This window comes from Calidithermus timidus DSM 17022 (assembly GCF_000373205.1).
In the GTDB taxonomy this organism is placed as follows: Bacteria; Deinococcota; Deinococci; order Deinococcales; family Thermaceae; genus Calidithermus; species Calidithermus timidus.
The window spans coordinates 225,474-248,012 of record NZ_KB890699.1 but is presented as its reverse complement, the minus strand read 5'-3'; the positions used below and the strand labels follow the sequence as shown (position 1 = coordinate 248,012).

Below are 22,539 nucleotides of genomic sequence, written 5' to 3'. Positions count from 1 at the left end.
CGCCTCCTTCGTTGGCTTCAGGGTAGCGCAGGGGGCAGGTAGCGCCTGCCAAAAATGACCACAGCCCGCGGGGCAGATCGTCACACCCGGGCTGTGTTGTTCGGGTCAGATCAACCCAGCTTTGCCCGCACCAACTCCACGATCTCGTCGATGGTGTCGGCGACGGGCACGCCGGCGGCGGCGAAGGCGGCCAGCTTGGACTCGGGGGTGCCCACGTTGCCCATGATGATGGCTCCGGCGTGGCCCATCTTCTTGCCCTTCGGCGCGCTACGCCCGCCGATGAAGCCCACCACCGGCTTCTTCATGTGGGCCTTGATGTACTCGGCAGCGTCTTCCTCGTCGGAACCGCCGATCTCGCCGCAGATCACCACGGCTTCGGTCTCGGGGTCGTCGTTGAACATCGGGAGCAAGTCTTTGAAGGTGGTCCCGATGATGGGGTCGCCGCCGATGCCGATGCACGTCGAGATGCCATAGCCCGCGTCGGAGAGGGCCTTGGCGGTCTCATAGGTTACGGTGCCCGAGCGGCTGATGAGGCCCACCTTGCCCCGCTTGAATACGTTGGCGGGCATGATGCCTAGCTTGCACTCACCGGGGGTGATGAGGCCAGGGCAGTTGCCGCCGATGAGGCGCACGTTGCCCATGGCCTTGATCTCGGCTACAGCCTTGACCATGTCCAGGGTGGGGATGCCCTCGGTGATCAGCACCACCAGCGGGATCCCGGCGTGGGCGGCCTCGAGCGCTGCGTCCGCTGCGCCCGGCGCGGGCACGAAGATGATCGAAGCGTCGATGCGGTGATGGCGGGTGGCCTCCTTGACCGTGTCGTAAACCGGAATCCCCTGGGCCATCTGTCCGCCCTTGCCGGGCGTCATCCCGGCGACGACCTTGGTTCCGGCCTTCATCATCTGCTCGGCGTGGAAGGCTCCCTCGCGCCCGGTGATGCCTTGTACGAGAACTTGGGTGTTTTTATTCACGAGGATGCTCATCGGGCACCTCCGGTCATCGCGACGATGGCCTTGGCGGCTTCGATAGAGGTCGGGTACATATAGATGGGACGGCCCTCGAGCAGCTTCTTGGCCTCCTCCTCGGCGGTTCCGGCGACCCGCATGGCCACGGGCTTGGTCAGAATGCCCTCGTCCATCGCCCGGATCACGCCCTTGGCCACCTCGTCGGCGCGGGTGATGCCGCCGAAGATGTTGATGAACACGCCCTTGACGTCGGGATCCTTGAGCACGACTTTGAGCGCGTTGTACACGATGTCGGCTTTGGCTCCGCCGCCGATGTCGAGGAAGTTGGCGGCCTTGCCCCCCACCCGCTGCACCAGGTCGAGGGTGTACATCACCAAGCCCGCGCCGTTGCCGATGATGCCCACGTTGCCCTCGAGCTTGACGTAAGCGAAACCGTAGTTGGAGGCCTCGACCTCGAGGGGGTGTTCGGCCTCCTCCTCCCGCAGGCGGGAAAGCTCGGGGTGGCGGTAGAGAGCGTTGTCGTCGAGCACGATCTTGGCATCGGCGGCGACGACGTCGCCGCCGGCGGTCACCACCAGCGGGTTGATCTCGGCAGTCGAGGCGTCGATGCCCTCGTAGGCGTGATAGAGCTGCACGAGGATCTGCGCCAGCTTGTTGAGATTGCCCTCGAGGCCGGCCTGCTTGACCAGCTCGCGGGCCTGGAAGGGCCGCAGGCCCTTGTGGGGGTCAATGGGATACTTGATGATCGCCTCGGGGCGCTCGGCGGCCACCTCTTCAATGTCCACGCCGCCTTCTTTGGAGAGCATCAGCACCACGCGCTGGGTCACGCGGTCGAGGATGAGGCCAGCGTAGTACTCCTTGGCGATATCGACGGCTTTGGCCACCAGGACTTTTTTAGTGATGAAGCCCTTGATGTTGAGCCCCAGGATCTGGCCAGCCTTCTCGCGGGCTTCCTCGGGTGTTTTGGCCAGCTTTACGCCGCCCGCCTTGCCTCGGCCACCGGTGTGCACCTGGGCCTTGATCACCACCGTGTCGCCAAACTCGGTGGCGATCTGCTTGGCTTCATCGGCGGTGTAGGCGATTCTGCCGGGGGGAACCGGTATGCCGTATTTCGCCAGGATCTCTTTGGCCTGATACTCGTGTAAGTTCACCGTTGCCTCCTAAAGCACTGTGAGGGTATAGCCTCAGCCGTGGCGTATTATACGTGTTTACCTGTGGGCTCAAAAAAGCCTCTCCAGGCTTTTGCGGATGGGCCTGGTCGGCATGAACCCAAGCGGACGGCGGAGTGGGGCCGACTCAGATTCGGCGCTGGCTATCGGCAGCCATCAAGGCCTCGATGGCCTTTTGCCAGTCGCCGCTGCGGGCTAAGCTGGTGCCGACCAGCACCGCGTCGAAGCGGCCGGCCAGCGGCCGCAGTTCCTCGGGGCGGCTGTAGCCCGACTCGGCGACCAGCAAGCCCTCGAAGCCCCTCGAGCGGGCCAGCTCGCCCAGGCGGGGGGCGGTGTCCATGTTGACCTTCAGGCTCACCAGGTCGCGGTTGTTGATCCCCAGGATGGAAGCACCGGCCTCCAGGGCGATGTCCAGCTCGCGTTCGTCGTGGATCTCCACCAGGGCCTCGAGGCCGCTCTCTCGCACGAGCTCGAGGTAAGCCCCGGTCAGCTCGCCCAGCGCCGCCACGATCAAGAGCACCGCCGAGGCTCCCAGGGCGCGGGCTTCGGGGATCTGCGAAGGGTGTACGGTGAAGTCCTTGCGCAACAGGGGTAGCCGCACCGCCTGCCGCACCGCCCGCAAGTCCTCCTCGGAACCGGCGAAGTAGTGCGCTTCGGTGAGCACGCTGATGGCGCGAGCTCCACCCTGCTCGTAGGAGCGGGCTACGACGGCGGCGTCCAGCGGGGCGATATCGCCCTGCGAGGGGCTTTTGCGCTTGACTTCGGCGATCAGGGAAAGGCCCGGCAGGGCCAGGGCCTGAGAGAACGAGGGAATGGGCTGGCTCGGGTCGGGGCTAAGGCGGTAAGGTCGCGCCGACACCTCGGCCAGGCGGCGGCGGCAGATCTCACCCAGCACGCCGGGGACATCGTGAAGGCGTGGTATCACCGCACCATGCTATCAGAAGGCGCCGATGGTCGATAGCGGATAGCTGAAGGCCAAACGCAAGACGCCTTGGCCCTCGACGTTCTTGGCTGCCGACATTTTCCGGTATTCAGCCCTCGGTGCTTCCCGGGGCCAAATGCTAGATAAGCTCTCATTCTAAACCGACGGAGTGGCTCTACTCTGAAAATATGGGTGTCGTGCTTGCGCTTGGCGGGGGTGGTGTGCGAGGAGTAGCCCATCTGGGGCTGCTCAAAGTTTTACGTGAAGAGGGCATCCCCGTCGCGGGCATCGCGGGCAGCTCGGCGGGCTCGCTGGCTGCAGCCATCTATGCCTTCGACCTACCGCTGGAGCCCAGCTTTGTCCTGCACACCCTCTACGACCCCGAGCTCGAGCGCCTGCAAAAAAGTGGCAAGTTGCACCAGATGGTGCGGGTGATGGAGTTCTTGCGCAAGCCTACCCTGGCCGAAGGGCGTTACTACCAGGAAGGGCTCTTCAGGCTCTTTGGCACCAGGCAGATTGAGGATAGTCCCATTCCGCTGGTGATCCAGGCCGCCGACTTCAATACCGGCGAGCTCGTTGCCCTGCGCTCGGGCTCGGTGGCCGAGGCCATCCGGGCCAGCAGCGCGATTCCCAGCATCTTTCCGCCGGTGCGCTGGAATGGGCGGGTGCTGGTCGATGGTGACGTGGCCGAAAAGGTCCCGGTTACTGCGGCGCTCGGCCTGGGGCTGGGGCCGGTGGTGGCCTTCGATGTTTCCAACCCCTACATCTGGAGCGAACCCAAGACCGCCCTCGAGGCCGCCTTGCAGGCCGGGGAAGCCTCACGTCGCCGCTTGGTCGAACTGGCGCTGGGCCGGGCCGACTTGGTCGTGCGGCTCAATCCGTCTCAACCCATCGATACCTTTGACGCTGCGCAGGCCGGAGCGCTCTTCGAACTCGGGCAAAAGCGCGCCAGGGAGGTTCTGGGCGAAATCCGGCGCCTGATTCAGCCGGCGCGGGAGCGGAGTGTTCCCGCGCCGCACTGGTGGTCACGGCTGTTCAAGTTGGCGCAGAAGGCCAGCTAGCCCGGCTGTGTAGGCAACGAGGGCGAAACCCGCGATCAGCAAGGCCCACAGCGGCAGTTCGGCCCGCAGGCTGATCGCCGCGAGCAGCAGGCTCGTGGAGAGACTAGCCACATCCAGCAGGGCGCTGGCGACGTGACGGGTTCTTTGCTTGCTGATCCTGGCCAGCTGCTTGCGTCGCAGTAACCAGGCCCAGGCGGCCAGGGCGATGCCCAGGTACACCGTCCCAACCCAGCCGGGTACCGCGCCAAGGGGCTCGAGCAAGGTGAACGCCAGCGCGGCCAGCAACAATTGGGCCACCCCACCCACGACGTAGAGCAGTACGTAGCCGCGTCTGCGGTGCGGCAGGGGCGCTTGTGGCTCGAGCAGGGCCTCGAGCAGGGATGGGGTGAGTGGGGCGGGCATCGCTTCAGGTCTGCACCGGCTTGCGGCCCAGCACGAAGCGCTGCCAGGCGTAGACGGCGGCGAAGAGGGCGATGCCGATGAAGTCGCTGACGTAGCCGCTGGAGACCAGCAGCAGCGCCGCAGCCAACATTACCAGCCGCAGAAGCCAGGGCACGTTTCCTGAGAGGTAGCCCATGGTCGCTACCGCAAAAGCCGTCATACCCAGCAGGGCCGTCACCGCGATCCACGCGCCCTCGCCGAAGCTACCCACCCCGATCAGCAGGATTTTGGGATCGAAGACGATCATGTAGGCCAAAAGCGCGGTGCGCAGCTCGTAGATGAAGCCCTGTACCCCGGTCTTGAAGGGATCGCCCTTGGAGATGGCGGCGGCGGCGTAAGCCGCCAGGGCCACGGGTGGGGTGGAGTCGGCCATGATGCCGAAGTAGAACGAGAAGAAGTTGATGCAGATGAGCAGGATGGCCACCTCGTTGGTGCCGAAGGTGAGGCTGCCGTAATTGAGCCCGGCCTCGCTCCCCAGCTTGAACAGCGTGGGCACGATCAGCGTGGCCATGATGACGTAGTTGGCGGTGGTGGGCACCCCCATGCCCAAAAACAGGCTGATGAGTTGGGCCAGCACCAGCGCGCCGATGAAGTTTCCGAAGGAGAGCGTGCGCATGATATCGGCCAGGCCGGTGCCCACGTTGGTGATGAGCACCACCCCCACGATGATTCCGGCCACCGCGGTGGCGATGGCGATGCCCACCATATTGCGCGCGCCGCTCTCGAGCCCATCGATAATCATCTGCGCCCCCGAGCGCAACCCCAGCAGCAGGTCGCCCCTGCGCCAGCCGCGGTAGAGTTCCTGAGCCAAGACCACCAGGATCAGCACGAAGACCGTGTAGAGCGCGGAGGTGTTGGGGGTGAGGGGGCCGTTGATCCCGGCGCGGAAGGGGTTGTCGAAGAGCAGGCAGTACAGCAGGAAGCCCAGCACCAGCAGGTAGTGCAGCCCGCCGCGTAGGGTCTTACCGAAGTCAGGCAGTTCGCTGCGGGGCATCCCGCGCAGGCCCAGCTTGGCGGCCTCGAGGTCGGCCACCACCAGCAGCGAGCCGTAGGCCAGGATGGCGGGCAGGATGGCGAAGATGATGATCTGAGGGTAGGGTACGCCCAGCAGGTCGGCCATGATGAAGGCCGCCGCGCCCATCACCGGGGGCATGAGTTGGCCGTTGGAGGAGGAGGCCACCTCGATGGCCCCGGCCTTCTCGCGGGTGTAGCCCGCGCGGATCATGGTCGAGATGGTGAAGTTACCCCCGGTCACCACGTTGGACACCGAGGAGCCCGAGACGATGCCGTTGAGTGCTGAGGCGATGATGGAGGCCTTGGCCGGCCCGCCGCGCACCCCGCCCAACAGGCTGTAGGCCAGGTCGGTGAAGAACTGCCCGGCTCCTGCCCGGTCCAGGATGGCCCCGAAGAGCACGAATACGAACACCGTCTCCGCCGAGACTGCGATGGGGGTACCCCAGATGGAGTCGTTGGTGTTCATGAAGAGCTGGTTCATCAGCGAGCGCCAGGTCGCCCCCGCGTGCAACTCGCCCAGGATGCCGGGCAACTCGACCTTGATCAGCCCCGCCGGCCCTGAGAGGGCAAAGAGCATGAACAGCCCCGCGATGATGGGCATGGCCGGTCCGATGGCCCGCCAGGCCGCCAGCAGTAGCATGACCACCGCACAGGAGGCTACCAGGATGTCGGTGGGATTGCCGAAGCCGCCGCGCTCCTCGAGGATGCCCCGGTACTCGAACACCGCGTATAGTGCCGAGCCCACGGCCACAGCCCACAGCACCCAGTCGAACCAGGGAACCCGGCTCTTTGAGCTGCGCTTGCTGAAGGGGTAGACCAGGAAGACCAGGGCGAAGGCGAAGGCCAGGTGGGTAGCCCGCCAGATGAGGTCGTTGAGGGTGCCCACATAGGTCGCATACATCTGGAACAGGCTCCAACCTACTGCCAGCCCCAGCACCAGCCAGCGCACCCAACCCTGGGGCTTGCGCGAACCGAACTCGACTTCTTCCAAGATCAGCTGAGCCTTATCTGCTTCCATGAAGCTCCTTCGGGACAGAACGCGAAAAATATACGCCAATATACCGCCGAAAAAAACCGGGGACGGGCATACCGTCCCCGGCAGAGCCACGCCCTTATTTCAGCACGCCAACTTCCTTGTAGAAACGCTCGGCTCCGGGGTGCAGCGGCACCGGCAGGCCCTTTACCGCCCCCTTGAGGCTGAAGTAGCGGGCCAGGTTGGGGTGGATTTCCTTGAAAGCCTTCTCGTTGCCGAGAGTGACCTTGAGGATGTTGTACACCGCGTCGGCGCTGAGGGAATCGGCAGCGATCCACATCGACTTCACCGCAGCGGTAATGGTGCTCACCGACTCGCCTTTGTAGGTGTTGCCGGGGACGACCACCTGGTCGTAGAAGGGGTACTTCCGCTGCATGGCTTTGATCTTGTCAGGATCGATGGGCACCAGGTTGACCTGGGTGGTCATGGCCAGGTTCTGGATAGCGGAGGCCCCCAAGCCCACGGTGTAGAACATCGCGTCGGCCTTGCCCTCCTGGAGCTGGGTGATGCCGGCTGAGGCGCTGGCGCGGATGGCCTGGCCCAGATCCGAGAAGCTCAGGCCATAGGCCTCGAGCACGTGGCGGGTGTTCTGCTCGGTGCCCGAGCCCACGTCGCCCACGATCACCCGCTTACCTTTGAGGTCGCTGATGGAGGCGATCTTGGAGTCGCGGCGGGTCACCACGTGGATGACTTCGGGGTAGAGGATCGCCACGCTGCGGATGGATTTCACCGGCTTGCCCTCGAAGGCCGGGATGGTGCTGCCGTTGTAGGCGTAGAAGGCGATGTCGTTTTGCACCAGCGCCATCTGGAGTTCGCCCGAGGCGATGGCGTTGATGTTGAACACGCTGCCGCCGGTGGAGCGGGCGTTGGACCGGATGTTGATGTTGGCATCGTTGATGAGCTTGGAGATGCCGGTGGCTACGGGGAAGTACACCCCGGTGGTGGAGCCCGAGCCGAAGGTGATGAAATCGGCGGCCAGGGCGGACGCGCTCAAAACAGCCGCACCGATTATGCCCAATACAGCAGGTTTGCGCATGCTTTTCCTCCTTCGCGCGAACATTATACTTAAGCCTCCCCTATACGGCCAGCGTATGATCGCCGACAATAACGTTCTTAACGCGAATCTTTTTGATCATTCTGGCGTCTGGCCGACTGATATGGAAAGCTTTGGAGCCGAGCACCGAATCATTCGTGCGTAACGTGCGGCGGATCAAGCCAGGCCCAGGGCGGCTCGAGCGGCCTGGGCGTCGCGGGCGATCTGGGCCTTGAGCTCCTCGAGCGAGCTAAATTTCATCTCGTCGCGGATCTTGAGCCCGAACTTCACGGTGAGCTCCTGGCCGTACAGGTCGCCCTCGAAGTCGAACAGGTGCACCTCGAAGCGCAGAACCCGGCCTCCGAGCGTGGGGCGATAACCCACGTTGGCGACAGCCCCGTATTCCCCTTGGTGGGTTTGTACCCACACCGCGTACACCCCCAGCGGCAGAACCTTCATGGCCGAGACCTGCAAGTTGGCGGTGGGGAAGCCCAGGGTGCTCCCCAGATGGTCGCCCTCGACCACGATGCCCCTGGCTGAGTAAGGCCGCCCCAGGAGCACGCGGGCTCCTTCGACGTCGCCTGCTTTGAGCAGCTCGCGTATCCGACTGGACTTGACTGGGCCGTTGGCCAGGTCGGGCCGCGGGGCGAGGCCTTGAGGCAGCTCGAGCAGCGGCAGGACGCGGATGGGAGCTACGGTTGCCAGGTCTTCGAGGCCACCGGACCGGCCTCTGCCAAAGCGGAAGTCCTCGCCCACGTAGATCAGGCGGGCCTCGAGGCCGCGCAGGTCGCCCAGGAACTCGCCCTTGTCGCGGCGGGCGAACGCTTCGTTGAAAGGCACGATCAGGGCGATTTCGACCCCGAGGCCGCGCAGCAGCTCGGTTTTCTCGGAGAGGTCGGTGAGGAAGCCCTCGCCCTTCATGAAGACCTTGCTGGGGGGGTCAAAGGTATACACCAGCAGCGGCATGTGGTGGGCGTGGGCGTCCTGAAGGGCCTGCCGCAGCAGGTGCTGATGGCCCAGGTGCAGGCCATCGAAGCTGCCCACGGCCACCACCTTAGGGCCGGGAGGGGCATCTTGGGGGTCATTGATCAGCAGCATAGTCGCTGAGGTGGAACAAAATTCCGGCCATGGCCGAAGCCGAGATCTGCACCCGATTCTCCCGCGCAGCCTTGAGCACCTCGTGGGGATCGTGCCACTCCACTACGATATCTTCGTCGTCGTCGGGGGTGCCAGAGGCAGGGCGCAGGTTGCGGGCCCTGAAGACGTGGAGCTTCTCATCGCAGAAGCCGGGGCTGACGTAGAAGCTGCTCAGGTACTCGAAATCCCCCGTGAGCTGAGCCTCCTCGGCGAACTCGCGCCGGGCGGCCTCGAGGGCTTCCTCGCCTTCTTCGATCAGGCCGGCGGGGATCTCGAGGGTGTCGCTGCCGATGGCGGGCCGGTACTGCCGAACGAAGAGGATTTTTCCCTCCTGCTCGGCCACGATGCACACGGCATGTTTGTGTTCGACGATCTCGAATTTCTCGTCCTCGATGGCCAGGTTGAGGATGCGTCCTTGGTAGAGGTAGCGCCTGTGGGGCATGGGGAGAGTATATGGCGTCGGGAGCGGGGGGTTGTAGGGGCTTGCCTTCGATAAACTAGGCTCCATGTTACTCATAGGCGACGTCTGGACCATGACCGAGGTGGGTCGGGCGGAGGCGGTGCACCTCGAGGGCGACCGCATCACCGACGTAGGGCTCGAGCACGACCTCTCAGCCCGTTACCCCAGGGCCAAGAAATTCCGCTTTGAGCGCATTACGCCGGGCTTGCACGATGCGCATACGCACCCGCTGGGTTGGGGGGAGCAGCTGGAGTGGCTCGACCTCTCGGGCGTTCACGACCCCCGCGAGGCGGCGCGCCGGGTGGCGGAACGAGCTAAGGGCCTACCGCCGGGGACCTGGATTCGTGGGGCGGGCTACCTCTTCGACCACTACCCGCACCGGTCGCTCCTGGACGAGCTGGTTCCCGAGCACCCGGTCTTCCTGCGCAGCCGCGACCTGCACTCGGGTTGGGCCAACACCCGCGCCCTCGAGCTGGCCGGGGTCAGCCGGGATAGCGCCGACCCTGAGGGGGGAGCCATCGTGCGCGACGGGATGGGGGAGCCCACGGGCTACCTGCTCGAGACCGCCCAGGGTTACGTCCAGCGCATCCTACCGCCGGGGAGCGTGGCCGACCTCGAGCGCGGCCTGCGCGACCTGGCCCGCCGCGGCTACACCGCCACCCACCACATGGGCTGGTGCCCGCTGGAGTACCCCGAGGAGCTGGCCCGCTCGGGGCGGCTGCCGCTGCGGCTGTGGTGGGCCATGGACAAGGACAACTGGCGGGGGGTAGAGCCCGGCTGGCGGGGGGATTCGCTCGAGGTGGCCGCGGTCAAGTTCTTCGCCGACGGGGCGCTGGGCAGCCGCACCGCCTGGATGATCGAGCCCTACTCCGATGGCACCCATGGCATCGTCCTGGACCCGCTGGAGTACATCCGCGAGCAGGGTGAGGCCGCGCTCAGGGCGGGTTTCGGCGTGGTGACCCACGCCATCGGGACGCAGGCGGTACGGGGGCTGCTGGAGGTCTACGCCCAGCTCGCCCCCCTGGCCTCTGCTTCCCGCCCGCTTCGCATGGAACACGCTCAGCACGTGCGCGACGAGGAGCTTCCCCGCTTTGAGGGCCTGCCCCTGGCCCTCTCCATGCAGCCCATCCACGCCCTCGAGGACGCCGACCTGGTGCGCCACCACCTCCCCGGCAAGGAGCACGAGGCCTTCCGCCTACGCGACCTGTGGAACACCGGCCTCCCCATGGCCTTCGGCTCCGACGCCCCGGTGGCCCCGCCCGACGTGCTGGCTGGAATCCAGGCTTCCCTGCACAATCCGCTCAACCCCGCCCAGTCCCTCACCGAGGAAGAAACCCTCTGGGCCTTCACCCGCGGCGCCGCCCTGGCCGCCGGCTGGCCCCATCACGGCCTGATCCGCCCCGACGCCCCCGCCGACCTGACGCTCTGGGAGGGCGGGAAGCCGGTGGGGCGGGTGTTCCGGGGGGAGGTAGAGTTGGGGTAGCTGGGGCGCCGAACGCTAACCGCATGGGCCCCCGTGCCCGCCCTCGACCGTTCCCCTGGAAGCTGATATCCACCGCCCTCAATCCCAGCTCCCCCGCATTTTGGTACACCAAACCGTGTAAACTTATGCCCAAGTTGCCCCAGGGCGACCGTTCCCTATGATTCAACCCGTCGTTGATCCGCTCTACGATCAGCTCAAGCGCGAGGTGGACTTGCTGGGCCGGGCGCTGGGCAAGGCCATCGTGGACCTCTCGGGCCAGCAACTGTTTGCCCTCGAGGAAGACGTTCGCGCCCTCAGCAAGCACCTGCGCCAGCAGCCTGGAGACGTCGAGGCCCGGCAGAAGGTGCGCGACCTCGTCGCCCGGCTCGACCTCGGCAACCTCGAGGGCCTGGTGCGGGCCTTCTCGACCTACTTCCACCTGGTCAACCTGGCCGAGGAGCGGCACCGCGTGCGGGTCAACCGCTCGAGGGAGCAGGCTTCCACGCCGGAGAGGCCCCGCTCGGAGTCCTTCCGGGCGCTGGTGAAGCAACTCAAGGCGCAGGGCTTGAGCTTCGAGCAGGTCAGCGACCTGTTGCGGCGGCTGCGCTTGCACCTGACCTTCACCGCCCACCCCACCGAGACCCGCCGCCGCACCGTGCGCCATCACCTGGCCGAAGCCGAGCGGCTTCTGGAGGCTCTGGAGCGGGGCGAGGCCGCCGAGGAGGACATCCAGGCCCGCGCCGCGCTGCTGTGGGGCACCCTCGAGCTGCGCCGCAGCCGCCCTACCGTGCAGGACGAGGTCAAGGGGGGGCTCTACTACCTGCCCGCCACCCTCTGGCAGGTGCTGCCCCGGTTGGTGGAGGGGCTCGAGGCCGCCGTCGAGGCCGAATATGGCCAGCGCCCTGAACTCAGCGTGCCCATCGTGTTCCGCAGTTGGATCGGCGGCGACCGCGACGGCAACCCCAACGTCACCCCCGACACCACGGCCTGGGCGCAGAGCTACGCCCGTGAACTGCTGTTGGGTCGCTACGTGGAGGCGGTGGACGCCCTCATCCGCGACCTCTCGCTCTCCGACGAGCGCCTGCCTGTACCCCGCGAGGTGCGCGAGGAGGCCGAGGTGGCTGTGCGGCAGCTGGGCCTGCCCGACCGCTTTGCCGGAGAAAGCTACCGCCGCTACTTAATGAGCCTGCGCTACAAGCTGCGGGCCATGCTGGGGGAGCAGCCTGGGGAGGGCTACAGGCTACCCGGCGAGTGGCTGTTGGATTTGCGCCGGGTCGAGCAGGGCTTGAAGCAGGTAGGCCTGGGGAGCGCTGCCCGCCGGGTCGTTCGCCCACTGCGCCTGCGGGCCGAGGCGCTGGGGCTCGAGCTGGTGGCCTTGGATTTGCGCGAGGAGTCGCGTCAGCACAGCGAAGCCGTAGCCGAGCTGCTGCGCATCGCCGGGGTAGAGGAGAACTACGCCGCCCTCGAGCCCCCCGCCCGCGCCGCGCTGCTCACCCGCGAGCTGGCCACCCCCCGCCCGCTGGCCCCGGTGGGCTACAAACCCCAAGGCCGGGCGTTGCAGGTGGCGCTGGGCGCGCTAGCGGTGTGGAAGGCGCGAGGGGCCTACGTCGTCAGCATGACCCACCATCCCAGCGATCTTCTGGAGGTCTTCACCCTGGCCCGCGAGGTCGGGCTCTACCGGGTGGGCAAGGCCCTGCCCTTTGACGTGGTGCCCCTGTTCGAGACCCTCTCCGACCTCCAGGCTGCGCCACAGGTGGTGGACGAACTGCTTCAGAACCCTGTATTCAAGGCCCATGCCCAGGGGCGGGGGGTATTCGAGATCATGATCGGTTACTCCGACTCCAACAAGGACGCGGGCTTCTTGGCCGCCAACTGGGCGCTTTACCGGGCGCAGGAGGCCATTACCGAGGTGGCGGCACGCCACGGGGTGCGGGTGAGTTTCTTCCACGGGCGCGGCACCAGCACCGCGCGGGGCGGGGGCAGCGCGGGCCGGGCGCTGGCCAGCCTGCCGCCGGGCACGGTGGGCACCCGCATGCGCCTGACCGAGCAGGGCGAGGCCCTGGCCGACCGCTACAGCCACCCCGACCTGGCCTACCGCAACCTCGAGCAGCTGCTCTACCACCTGGGCCTGGCCGCCGCCCGTGACACCTATGGCCAGGAAGCGCCGATGAAGCCCCTCTGGCGCGAGGCGCTCGAGCACGCCGCCGAGGTCTCCACCCGGGCCTACCGCGAGCTGTTGGCCCGCCCCGGCTTCTTCGAGTTCTACGAGCACCTCACGCCCATCCGCGAGATCGCCGCGCTCAACATCGCCAGCCGCCCGGTCTACCGCTCGGGCCGGGTGCGTGAGATCAAGGACCTGCGGGCCATCCCCTGGGTGATGTCCTGGACGCAGGTGCGCTTGCTGCTGCCCGGTTGGTACGGCCTACAGGCGGGTCTGCGGGCCATCGAGCCCGAGCTGCGCCGCGAGATGTACCGCGATTGGCCCTTCTTCAAGAGCACCCTCGAGGCCGCCGCCCAGGCCATGTCGGTAGCCGACCTCGGCATCGCCCAGGAATACCTGCGCCTGGTGCCCCCACAACTTGCCCAAAGCTTCTTCCCCGACATCGCCGCCGCCTTCGAGGAGACGCGGGGGCTGCTGGAGGAGACCTTCGAGGGTCCCTTGCTGCACAACCGCCCCATTTTGGCCCGCCAGACCGAGCTGAGAAACCCCTACGTCGACCCCATCAGCTACGTGCAGGTCGAGCTGCTGGCCCGCTACCGCCAGACCCCGCCCGAGGCCCCAGAGCGCACGGGGCTCGAGCGGGCCCTGCTCTTCTCGCTGCTGGGGATCGCCGCCGGGCTGCGCAACGCGGGGTAACCTCCCCAAGCCTGTCTGCCTCTGGCATAATGGCTGGGGGAGCACCCCCGACTTTTTTAGAGGAGACAACGCATGAACAATTTTCCGGGTTGGAGCCCTGCCCAGCGCGTGGGGCTGTTTGTGGACACCCAAAACCTGTACCACTCGGCGCGCGACTACTACGACAAGAACGTCAACTTCGAGAGCCTCCTGAGGTACGCCACCGCCCAGCGGCACCTGGTGCGGGCCACGGCCTACGTGGTCGAGCGCGAGGGCGACACCTCGGCGTGGCCCTTCATCTACAAGCTCAGCACCATCGGCTACCGTGTGCGCCGCATGAACCTGCACCTCAAGGAGACCACCGACGAGGGCAAGCCCATCTACGAGGGCAACTGGGACATGGGCATCGCCGCCGACATGGTACGCCTGATGCACACCCTCGACGTGGTGGTGCTGGGCTCGGGTGACGGCGACTTCGTCGACATCGTGGAGGTCCTCATGGAGCGCGGCATCCGCGTGGAGGTGATCGCCTTCAAGGAGACCACTTCCCAGCGCCTCATCGACGCGGTGGACCGCTTCGTGCACCTGGCGGACATCCCCGACCCCTTCATGCCGGGCCGCGAGCGGGCTGGTACCCTGCCACCTCAGCCCCAAGGGTGAGGGGCGGCTTCGTTTCGGGTTTTGCCGTGAATATGAATCGGCTTGACGACTACGACTACCACCTGCCCCCCGAGCTCATCGCCCAGCAGGGCGTCGAGCCCCGCGATGCCTCGCGCCTGATGGTGCTGCACCGCGCGGACGGGCGGCTCGAGCACCGCCTCTTCCGTGAGGTGGTGGATTACCTGCGCGAGGGCGACGTGCTGGTGCTCAACCAGAGCAAGGTCATCCCGGCACGGCTCTTCGCCACCAATCCCCAGGGCACCCCGGTCGAGGTACTGCTGGTGCGGGAACTATCCCCCGAGGGGCGCGGGGGCGTCTGGGAGGCCATGCTCAAGCCCGCCAAGCGGGCCAAGGGCGGGCTGCGCTTCGCCGACGACCTGGAGGCCGAGGTGATCGCCGTCGAGGAGGATGGGACCCGCGTGCTGCGCTTCTCCGGCAACGTGTGGGAACACCTCGAGGCCCTAGGCCAGACCCCGCTGCCGCCCTACATCCACGAGCCGGTCGACCCCGAGCGCTACCAGACCGTCTACGCCCGCACGCCGGGCTCGGTGGCGGCTCCGACGGCGGGCCTGCACTTCACGCCGGGGTTGCTGGAGCGTATCCGCGCCATGGGCGTCGAGACCCACTACGTCACGCTGCACGTGGGCCCCGGCACCTTCAAGCCGGTCAAGGACGACCCCGACCGCCACACCATGCACGCCGAGCCCTACGAGGTGCCGCTCGAGACCGCCGAGGCCGTGGGCCGCGCCAAGGCCGAGGGCCGCCGGGTGGTCGCGGTGGGGACGACGGTGGTGCGAACGCTCGAGTCGGCTTGGCAGGGAGGGCAGCTTCGCGCAGGCCGGGGAGAGACCCAGCTCTTCATCCGCCCCGGCTTCACCTTCCGCGCCGTGGACGCACTCATCACCAACTTCCACCTGCCCAAGTCCACGCTCTTGATGCTGGTCTCGGCCTTCGCGGGCCACGAGCTGACCATGCGGGCCTACCGCACTGCCGTCGAGCAGCGCTACCGCTTCTACAGCCTGGGCGACGCCATGCTGATCGTGTAGGGTAGGGTAGAACGTCCGCTAGCGGGGGATCTGCTCCTCGCTGAGGAAGCGGGGCCTGACCCAGCGCACCTTTTCCACCTCGCCGTCGAAGCGTACCAGCGCGGCCACGCGGGCCCTGGAGTACACCCGGTGCGGTTCACGGGGGATGAAGGCGGTCACGATGTCCACCCAGCGGGGCTGGGCATACTCGAGCACCACGTGCAGCGGCAGCCGCAGCCGCGGCGGAAAGGCCATGTAGCCCAGCACCAGCATGCGCTGATCTTCGGGGTAGACGGCCAACTCGCGGCCCCACTGAGTCGCTTGAATCACGTCCAGCTCGGTGAAGCCCTCTTGGACCATGTGCTTGGCGACGTGAGGACCGATTCTGTAGCGGCCTTCCCTGAGGTGGGTGAGCAACTCCTCGAGCCTGCGAATCTTCGCACCTTTCACCGCCCGCCTCCTGTCGAGCCGCAGACGCAAGAGCGCCAGGGTTGCGGGCATTATAGCGATATATCCCTGAGAACATTGGGATTTCGCACGCCAATGCACGCGCCGTAGACCTTCTGGGCACCAGCTCCCAGCAGTGTGGCACGGGCGCGGCGGTAGGTGCTGCCGCTGGTGATCACGTCGTCCACCAGCAGCCAGCAGCCCTGGAGGACCGTGCGGGCTTTGAAGGTGTCTTCGGGGAGTTCACCGCGCTCGCTGAGGCGACGCCGGGTCTGGGAGGGGGTGTAGCGCTGGCGGGTGAGGGTTTCCCGATAGGGCAGCTCGAGCGCCTTCGCCAGCGCCCGGCCCAGCAACTCGGCCTGGTTGTAGCCTCGCGCCAGCTTGCGGTGGGGAAGGGTTGGCACGGCGGTGACCCCGTGCAGGGTCCACCAGGTCTGCTGCACTCCCACGGCCAGGGGCGGGATAAGGGCCTCCAGCAGGTCCCGCTTCCCCCCGTACTTCAGCGCCCGCACTACCCGCCCCCAGCGCTGGTAGTGGCCGAGATAAACCAGGTTGGGGCCATGCTGGGGCTTCAACTCGTCGCGACAGCTCCTACAGAGTCCGGCCAGATCGAGCTTGCCCCCGCAGCCAGGGCAGCGCATCCCTAACAGTGCCTCCAGGAACGGCGACATTCTGGAGTAATTCTGCCACAAGAGGTGATCGGCTATCAGCGGAGACTCCGTGGCATGTGGCCCGTGGTCTGTCGAGGGCCGAGGACCAGGAGAGACGTGCGACTGGCGTCTCGCGTACGACGTAGGACGTACGACCAGCTATCAGCTATCAGCTACCGGTGCTCGCCCTCCCGCGCTCCTCGCCAGCGCTCGCGGCAGCGACTCGTCGAAGGGTGGGTACAGCACGCCCTGCTCGGTCACGATGCCCGTGATGAGGTAGTGAGGGGTAACGTCGAAAGCGGGGTGAGCAGCGGGGAAACCCTCGGGGGCGATAGGAATTCCCCGTATGGTGGTGACCTCGAGGGCACTGCGCTCCTCGATGGGGATGTCTTTGCCGCTGCTGAGCCTGGGGTCGACCGAGGAGAGTGGTAGCGCGGGGTAGAAGGGAATGCCGTGGTAGTGGCAGAGCACGGCCAGGGCGTAGGTGCCGATCTTGTTGGCAAAGTCGCCGTTGGTGGCCATGCGGTCGGTGCCCAGGATCACCGCGTCGACCTGGCCCTTGCGCATGAGGTGGGCGGCCATGTTGTCGGTGATGAGGGTGGCGGGAACCCCGGCCTTGCGCAGCTCGTAGGCGGTGAGGCGAGCGCCCTGGAGGTAGGGGCGGGTTTCGTCCACCCAGACGTGGGTCACGCGGCCCTGGCGGTAGGCCTCCACGATGGCCCCCAGCGCCGTGCCGTAGCCGCCGGTGGCCAGCGGGCCGGTGTTGCAGTGGGTGAGCACCTGACCCTTGAGCACCGCTGCGCCGTGGCGGCTGATGGCCTGCTCGGTCTGCTCCACCTCCTCCCAGACGGCACGGGCTTCACGAAGGGTGGCCTCGAGCCTCCCCCAGTGCGGCTTCATGCGGTCGAGGGCGTAGAAGAGGTTGACGGCGGTGGGGCGGCTCTGGCGCAGCACGCGGTCGGCCTCGGCAGGGTCCTCGCCGCTGAGGTGGGCCAGGACCATGCCGTAAGCGGCGGTCACGCCGATGGCCGGGGCGCCCCGCACCACCATGTCGCGGATGCCCTGGGCGGCTTCGGCCGCGCTGCGGCAGGGCACCCACACCTCCTCGAAGGGCAGCTTGCGCTGGTCGAGGAGCCAGAGGGTCTGCTCACCCTGGTCGAAGCGAAAGGGCAATAGGCGTGTCATGGGGTAAGCCTACCAAGCTCGAGGACTGCATGACTATCGAGTCATCGGGCGAAGTGCAGATGGTTGGGCGCGCTTTCGCAGTTTGCCACGTGCTCCTCCCGGACGGGAAACCCTTCCTCCATCTGCTGGCAATACTCTCCCTTAACACGACACCATCGGTTGTAGCGTACCGGGAGGGAAGCACTTAGGAAGAAATTTGGACGGTCCTGGACCTGAAAGTGCAAATGGGGTTCGGTAGAGTGCCCGGAATTGCCACACTCTGCAAGCACCTGCCCCCGCAGCACCCGATCCCCAGGGCGCACCCTCAGGCTTCCCCGGCGCAGGTGAGCGAGGAGGCTGTACTCGCTATCCGCATGGCGTATCACCACGTAATTGCCAAGAATGCTCCAGGCTAAAGGGTCTATCATTCCTGGCCATGGGCAGTCGCGGTGACCGTTTTGGACTGCTACCACGATACCATCTGCCGGTGCCAACACCGGAGCCCCAAAGGCATAGTAATCCTCAACCCGCCGCCCGTCATGGCGATAGCTCTTCCCACTGTCATCCGCAATGACGAAATCATAGGCGTAGCGCTGGCCTATGAGATCCCAGGAGTGCGAAGTAGACGGGTCCGGTCCACCATTGCCGACCCACCACACCCCCTGGAAAGGAAGGGCGTAGCTAACCTGCTGCCCGTACGTTTCTGCGGTGGGCGGGCGGAAGCGGTAGCGGGCTAAGGCTACGAATTGGCCGATAAGCTGGAGGAAGCCCGTTGCAAGGATAGGTGGGGAGATGAAGCTCAAAGCCAAGCTTATAGCCGCCCTAGGATGCTGCCGCACTCGGCCTAGCCACTGTAGCAGCCATGCCAGGAAGTACAGCAACATGAATCCGGTTGCAAGATATAGGCCGAGTTTTATTGCCCCCACTTTTTGAAGTTCAGGGACAAGGAATTCAAGCAGCAAGAAGTACAGCAGCGCTAGATAGAAAACCTTTTCTAACCACGGTGACGATCGCATTGTTCTACGACCCCCGATTAATAGGGCAGGATTCACCCTTACAGGTTCCTGCCGTGACTAATACCCGGTGGTCTGCCAGCCAGCGGTACAGCTTCGGCCCAAGACCAGAAACCTGGAGTAGAACAGCTATCGGCAGAACCGGCCAAAGCGGGGGAAGGTATTTCGTCAGCGCGACAACTGCGTCGAAGCCTCGAAAAATCCTATATTTATCCCCTTGCGCATGTATTAGCCTCCTTCTGGTGCTAAATTGTAAATGCACCTAAACTATGCATTTACGTAGAATGTAATACCGCAAATCACATTTGATGTCAAGCTAAGTAGGCTCCAGCTGATGTGTGGAGGGAGTGTGGCGGGGTGTAGAAAACTTTTTCCGGGACTCGAGCCGTACGGCGAGCCAGTAGACCGCCTAAACACCTCCATGTGCCCAATAGATATAGATAAAATGCCCCATCCTTAGATGTCGTGTTGGGAGGATTTTTCGTGGGAAACCCGTTGTGTGCTTAACTTAAGGCGATAGCTATTATTACTAATAAAGGCACAATTTGATCCTTCGGAATAGCGTAATAATTGCGGCGTTCCTGATGTACCCAACCGACTGCCTGAAGCTCGCGAAGATGGTGGTATAGCTGTCCACTGGTGCCCAAGCCAGGAATCTCCAAGAGCTCCTGGATGGTCTGCGAGCCCATGAGCAGGGATTTCAGGATTGCTAGTCGTATAGGGTGTCCTAGTGCCCCGAGCACTGGGGCTTCCTGTGTCCAATCCGCCTTGAGCAACTCAGCAACCGCAGCTTCTTTCTGCCAGGCTACCCGTCCAGCCTTCGGGGTCTCTAAAACACCGGCGTAGACAATCCTCCCCCCACCATCATCGTTCTGTGCGAGAGCATGTAGAGCCCAGAACTTGTCCGGCGGGAGCGACGTTGTGCCTTGGATTATTCTCTCGATCTTATGAACGCGATCAGCTAGTGATTGAACTTGTGACATTAAGTCTGCATAGTTGGGTGTATCCACGTTCCTACGTTACTACGTTTTTCAACATGCTTTGAGAGGAGTGCCTCTATCGAAACCTTGGCGTTCGCTCATCAGCGTGGGAGTGCCAACAGAAGCATGGAAGAGCCTGCGCTGAAATGCTCATTCTCGGAGAAATTCCTGTAAACACCCGCTGCCACCGTAGCTCAGGGTTCGCGGGTGCGCCTAAGTGCCGGCCTAGCTGGACCGCCCACACGGCTTCACTGGAACCGGCGGGTGTTTGTTGAAATCACGACCAGTAGACCCTCGGGGGCACCTTGAACTCGCAAATAGAGCGCTCTTTACATATTTTGAGCCATCTGATACTCGAAGTGCTTCGTCCTGGACAGAATAGTGGCCGCCGGGATGGGCGGCCACGCCTGTGAAGAGCGCGATAAGTGCCCGCGGGATGGGTACCTGCTTGTCGGAGTGCAGAAGGGTCGGCCCGAGGGGTCATCCCGGAGACGCTTAGCGGTGGGCGTACTCGGGCTGGGGCACCTCCCCGGCCCAGCGCACGAACTCGACCTCGCTCTGGCTGGGGTGCACCGCCACCACCCGCACGCCGTAGACGTAGGAGCCGGGGCGGCTGGGGAGGTAGGTGCCTCCGTAAACCAGCGCCTCGCGCTCGCGGCCCTGGGGCTTTAGCGCGACGACCTCGAGCTCCCCCGTGCCCCGGCGCACCACCAGCTCGACGCGCAGCGTGTCCTCGGGCAGCCCTTCGGCGGTGAGGTAGGCCTTGACGGGCATGCCCTCGCCGTTGGCCATGGTGTCGCCGGGGCTATCCACCCACAGCCGCACGTTGCCCCACGCCCGCTCGAGCTGGCTCTTCCAGGCCGCTAACTCCTTGAGCTTTTGGGCGCCGTTGGCCTCGAGGTCCCTGGCTCGCTCGGCGAGGGGGGTGTAGAACTTGAGGTCGTACTCGTGCACCATGCGGGCGGCGGAGTAGGTAGGGCCGCAGCTTTTGATGCTCTCGCGCACCATGGTCAGCCAGCCGGTGGGGGTTCCCTCGGCGCCGCGGGCGTAGAACAGCGGCAAGATCTCGAACTCGAGGGTGTCGTAGAGGCTTTGCGCGTCGGCGGTGTCCTGGGCCTCGTCGCTGGCGTAAGCCCGCTCGTCGCCGATGGCCCAGCCGTTGCGGGTGTTGAAGCCCTCGGCCCACCAGCCGTCGAGGATGGAGAAGTTGAGTGCGCCGTTGAGCGCGGCCTTCATGCCGGAGGTGCCCGAGGCCTCCATGGGGCGGCGGGGGGTGTTGAGCCACACGTCCACGCCCTGCACCAGGGTGCGGGCCATGCCCATGTCGTAGTTCTCCAGCAGGATCATGCGCTCCTCGAGGCCCAGCTCCTTGATCTTGGCCACGAGTTCCTTGATGAAGGCCTTGCCGGGGTCGTCTTTGGGGTGGGCCTTGCCCGCGAAGACGAACTGGACAGGGTAGGGCCCGTTCATGATCTTGAGCAAGCGCTCGGGGTCTTTGAACAGCAGCACTGCCCGCTTGTAGGTGGCGAAGCGGCGAGCGAAGCCGATGGTGAGGGCGTTGGGGTCGAGCACCTTCTCGGTAGCCCGTAACCGGGCCGGGACCTCGCCGTTGCGGCGGCGGGTCTCGTAGAGCCGCTGGCGCACGTCGTTGACCAGGTGCAGGCGCAGCTTGTTGCGGATGCGCCACAGCTCCGACTCGCTCAGCAGCTCGGCCTTCCACAGGCCCGGCTCCCAGGGCTGCTCGCGCCACTCTTTGGGGAAGACCCGGTCGTAGAGCTGGGCCAGCTCGGGGTGGAGGAAGGTCCAGGTGTGAACCCCGTTGGTGATGTGGGAGATGGGCACCTCCTCGACCTCCAGTCCCTTCCAGATGCCGTGAAACATCTGGCGCGAGACCGCTCCGTGCAGCTTGGAAACCCCGCCCGCAGCCCTCGAGGTCGCCAGCGCCAGGTGCGACATGGAAAAGACCGGGCCGTATTCCTTCTGCTCCAGGCCCAGCGCCAGGAACTGCTCGCGGCTGATGGAAAGACGGTTCCACCAACCGTCGAGGTAACGGTCGATGAGCTCGAGGGGAAAGGTGTCGTGCCCGGCGGGCACCGGGGTGTGGGTGGTGAAGAGGGAAGAGGCGGCGACGAGTTCAAAAGCCTCGCGGAAGGGCATCCCGGCGGCGATGTGCTCGCGTATGCGCTCGAGGCCCTGGAAGGCGGCGTGCCCCTCGTTCATATGGAACACGGTAGGGGCCAGGCCCAGCGCGCGCAGCACCCGCACCCCGCCGATACCCAAAATCAGCTCCTGCTGAATGCGGGCTTCCTGGCCGGGTTCGTAGAGGCGAGCGGTGATCCGGCGGTCCTCAGGGGAGTTTTCGGGGATGTTGGTGCTCATGAGGTAGACCGGGACCGTACCTACTTGGGCCTTGTAAGCCGTGACCTGCACGGTGCGACCGGGGAACTCCACCCCCACCCGCAGGGGTTTGCCCTCGCCGTCGTGCACGGGAAGCAGCGGAAGCTCGGTGGCGTTGTACTCGTCGTAGGCTTCGGTCTGCTGGCCCTCGGCGGTGAGCACCTGGCGGAAGTATCCCTGGTGGTAGAAGATGCCCACCCCCACCAGGCTCAACCCCAGGTCGCTGGCCGACTTGATGTGGTCGCCGGCCAGGATGCCCAGACCCCCCGAATAGATCGGCAGCGACTCGTGAAAGCCGTATTCCATGGAGAAGTAAGCCACCCGGTGCTGGTTCTCGGGGCGGCTGGAGAGGTATTTCTGGAAGGCCGAAACCACCGCCTCCACCTCACCCCTGAACGAGGCATCCTGGGCGAGGTTTTCCAGGCGATCGGGTTGAACCTCGAGCAGCACCTTGACCGGGTTGCTACGGAAGCGCTTCCAAAGCGACGGGTCCAGGCGCTCGAACACCTGCTGTGCCGACGGGTTCCAGCTCCACCAGAAGTTGTAAGCCACCTCGCGCAGTCCCTTGATGGGCTCAGGCAGGGTTGGCATGGCAGTGATGCGACCCAGTACGTTCATGACTTGTGGGATTGTACCACCTCCGTTCGTGATCGATGCCGTTAAGGCTCGA

General features: G+C 65.3%; 20 protein-coding genes. 5 read left to right on the top strand and 15 right to left on the bottom strand.

Annotation, left to right across the window (positions count from 1 at the left end; genetic code table 11):
- Positions 1 to 110: 110 nt before the first annotated feature.
- The 3 genes from sucD to trpC all read right to left on the bottom strand — a co-directional run bounded on the left by sucD (position 111) and on the right by trpC (position 3,059).
- Positions 111 to 983: a succinate--CoA ligase subunit alpha gene (gene sucD / locus B047_RS0112895; protein WP_018467383.1), complete on the bottom strand. Its 873-nt coding sequence runs from the start codon at positions 981 to 983 to the stop codon at positions 111 to 113.
- Entirely contained in the window at positions 980 to 2,116 is a 1,137-nt protein-coding gene (gene sucC, locus B047_RS0112890; protein ID WP_018467382.1) for an ADP-forming succinate--CoA ligase subunit beta, read from the bottom strand. The genes sucD and sucC overlap by 4 nt, the downstream gene beginning before the upstream one ends.
- Before the next feature lie 145 nt (positions 2,117 to 2,261).
- Positions 2,262 to 3,059: an indole-3-glycerol phosphate synthase TrpC gene (gene trpC, locus B047_RS0112885; RefSeq protein ID WP_018467381.1), complete on the bottom strand. Its 798-nt coding sequence runs from the start codon at positions 3,057 to 3,059 to the stop codon at positions 2,262 to 2,264.
- 185 nt (positions 3,060 to 3,244) lie between these two features.
- On the opposite strand from trpC, the gene B047_RS0112875 reads away from it, so the two are divergent.
- Positions 3,245 to 4,117, top strand: coding sequence for a patatin-like phospholipase family protein (locus tag B047_RS0112875; protein ID WP_052606132.1), 873 nt, complete (start codon positions 3,245 to 3,247; stop codon positions 4,115 to 4,117).
- Here the strand turns inward: B047_RS0112875 and B047_RS17275 are convergent.
- The 5 genes from B047_RS17275 to B047_RS0112850 all read right to left on the bottom strand — a co-directional run bounded on the left by B047_RS17275 (position 4,082) and on the right by B047_RS0112850 (position 9,217).
- Positions 4,082 to 4,519: a hypothetical protein gene (locus B047_RS17275; RefSeq protein ID WP_018467379.1), complete on the bottom strand. Its 438-nt coding sequence runs from the start codon at positions 4,517 to 4,519 to the stop codon at positions 4,082 to 4,084. The two genes, B047_RS0112875 and B047_RS17275, sit on opposite strands and share 36 nt — an antisense overlap.
- A 4-nt stretch (positions 4,520 to 4,523) precedes the next feature.
- Complete coding sequence (locus B047_RS0112865) at positions 4,524 to 6,590, bottom strand: TRAP transporter permease (protein ID WP_018467378.1); 2,067 nt, start codon at positions 6,588 to 6,590, stop codon at positions 4,524 to 4,526.
- A gap of 94 nt (positions 6,591 to 6,684) precedes the next feature.
- Positions 6,685 to 7,641, bottom strand: a complete 957-nt coding sequence (locus tag B047_RS0112860) for a TAXI family TRAP transporter solute-binding subunit (RefSeq protein ID WP_018467377.1) — start codon at positions 7,639 to 7,641, stop codon at positions 6,685 to 6,687.
- Between the two features lie 174 nt (positions 7,642 to 7,815).
- On the bottom strand, positions 7,816 to 8,736 hold the full coding sequence (gene ribF / locus B047_RS0112855; RefSeq protein ID WP_157205925.1) for a riboflavin biosynthesis protein RibF: 921 nt from the start codon (positions 8,734 to 8,736) through the stop codon (positions 7,816 to 7,818).
- Entirely contained in the window at positions 8,720 to 9,217 is a 498-nt protein-coding gene (locus B047_RS0112850; protein ID WP_018467375.1) for an NUDIX domain-containing protein, read from the bottom strand. The genes ribF and B047_RS0112850 overlap by 17 nt, the downstream gene beginning before the upstream one ends.
- A 64-nt stretch (positions 9,218 to 9,281) precedes the next feature.
- On the opposite strand from B047_RS0112850, the gene B047_RS0112845 reads away from it, so the two are divergent.
- From B047_RS0112845 to queA, 4 genes are all read left to right on the top strand, one after another.
- Positions 9,282 to 10,718, top strand: a complete 1,437-nt coding sequence (locus B047_RS0112845; RefSeq protein ID WP_018467374.1) for an amidohydrolase — start codon at positions 9,282 to 9,284, stop codon at positions 10,716 to 10,718.
- Positions 10,719 to 10,875: 157 nt separating this feature from the next.
- On the top strand, positions 10,876 to 13,554 hold the full coding sequence (locus tag B047_RS0112840; protein WP_018467373.1) for a phosphoenolpyruvate carboxylase: 2,679 nt from the start codon (positions 10,876 to 10,878) through the stop codon (positions 13,552 to 13,554).
- 72 nt (positions 13,555 to 13,626) lie between these two features.
- Positions 13,627 to 14,193, top strand: coding sequence for a LabA-like NYN domain-containing protein (locus B047_RS0112835; RefSeq protein WP_018467372.1), 567 nt, complete (start codon positions 13,627 to 13,629; stop codon positions 14,191 to 14,193).
- 32 nt (positions 14,194 to 14,225) lie between these two features.
- Entirely contained in the window at positions 14,226 to 15,239 is a 1,014-nt protein-coding gene (queA, locus tag B047_RS0112830; protein WP_026234869.1) for a tRNA preQ1(34) S-adenosylmethionine ribosyltransferase-isomerase QueA, read from the top strand.
- 18 nt (positions 15,240 to 15,257) lie between these two features.
- Here the strand turns inward: queA and B047_RS0112825 are convergent, their stop codons facing one another.
- The 7 genes from B047_RS0112825 to glgP all read right to left on the bottom strand — a co-directional run bounded on the left by B047_RS0112825 (position 15,258) and on the right by glgP (position 22,487).
- Complete coding sequence (locus tag B047_RS0112825) at positions 15,258 to 15,719, bottom strand: hypothetical protein (protein ID WP_018467370.1); 462 nt, start codon at positions 15,717 to 15,719, stop codon at positions 15,258 to 15,260.
- Positions 15,719 to 16,336 carry a ComF family protein gene (locus B047_RS0112820; protein ID WP_040779833.1) on the bottom strand — a complete coding sequence of 206 codons (618 nt, stop codon included), beginning with the start codon at positions 16,334 to 16,336 and terminating at the stop codon, positions 15,719 to 15,721. The genes B047_RS0112825 and B047_RS0112820 overlap by 1 nt, the downstream gene beginning before the upstream one ends.
- Before the next feature lie 141 nt (positions 16,337 to 16,477).
- Positions 16,478 to 17,500 carry an S-methyl-5-thioribose-1-phosphate isomerase gene (gene mtnA, locus B047_RS0112815; RefSeq protein WP_018467368.1) on the bottom strand — a complete coding sequence of 341 codons (1,023 nt, stop codon included), beginning with the start codon at positions 17,498 to 17,500 and terminating at the stop codon, positions 16,478 to 16,480.
- A 41-nt stretch (positions 17,501 to 17,541) separates the two neighbouring features.
- Positions 17,542 to 18,363, bottom strand: coding sequence for a M23 family metallopeptidase (locus B047_RS18740; protein WP_420805387.1), 822 nt, complete (start codon positions 18,361 to 18,363; stop codon positions 17,542 to 17,544).
- 136 nt (positions 18,364 to 18,499) lie between these two features.
- Complete coding sequence (locus B047_RS18735; RefSeq protein WP_157205924.1) at positions 18,500 to 18,754, bottom strand: DCC1-like thiol-disulfide oxidoreductase family protein; 255 nt, start codon at positions 18,752 to 18,754, stop codon at positions 18,500 to 18,502.
- A 241-nt stretch (positions 18,755 to 18,995) separates the two neighbouring features.
- The gene (locus B047_RS0112805) at positions 18,996 to 19,502 is read right to left on the bottom strand and encodes an ArsR/SmtB family transcription factor (RefSeq protein ID WP_026234867.1); all 507 of its coding nucleotides are present in this window, start codon (positions 19,500 to 19,502) and stop codon (positions 18,996 to 18,998) included.
- A gap of 465 nt (positions 19,503 to 19,967) precedes the next feature.
- Positions 19,968 to 22,487 carry an alpha-glucan family phosphorylase gene (glgP, locus tag B047_RS0112800; protein WP_018467365.1) on the bottom strand — a complete coding sequence of 840 codons (2,520 nt, stop codon included), beginning with the start codon at positions 22,485 to 22,487 and terminating at the stop codon, positions 19,968 to 19,970.
- Between the last annotated feature and the right edge of the window lie 52 nt (positions 22,488 to 22,539).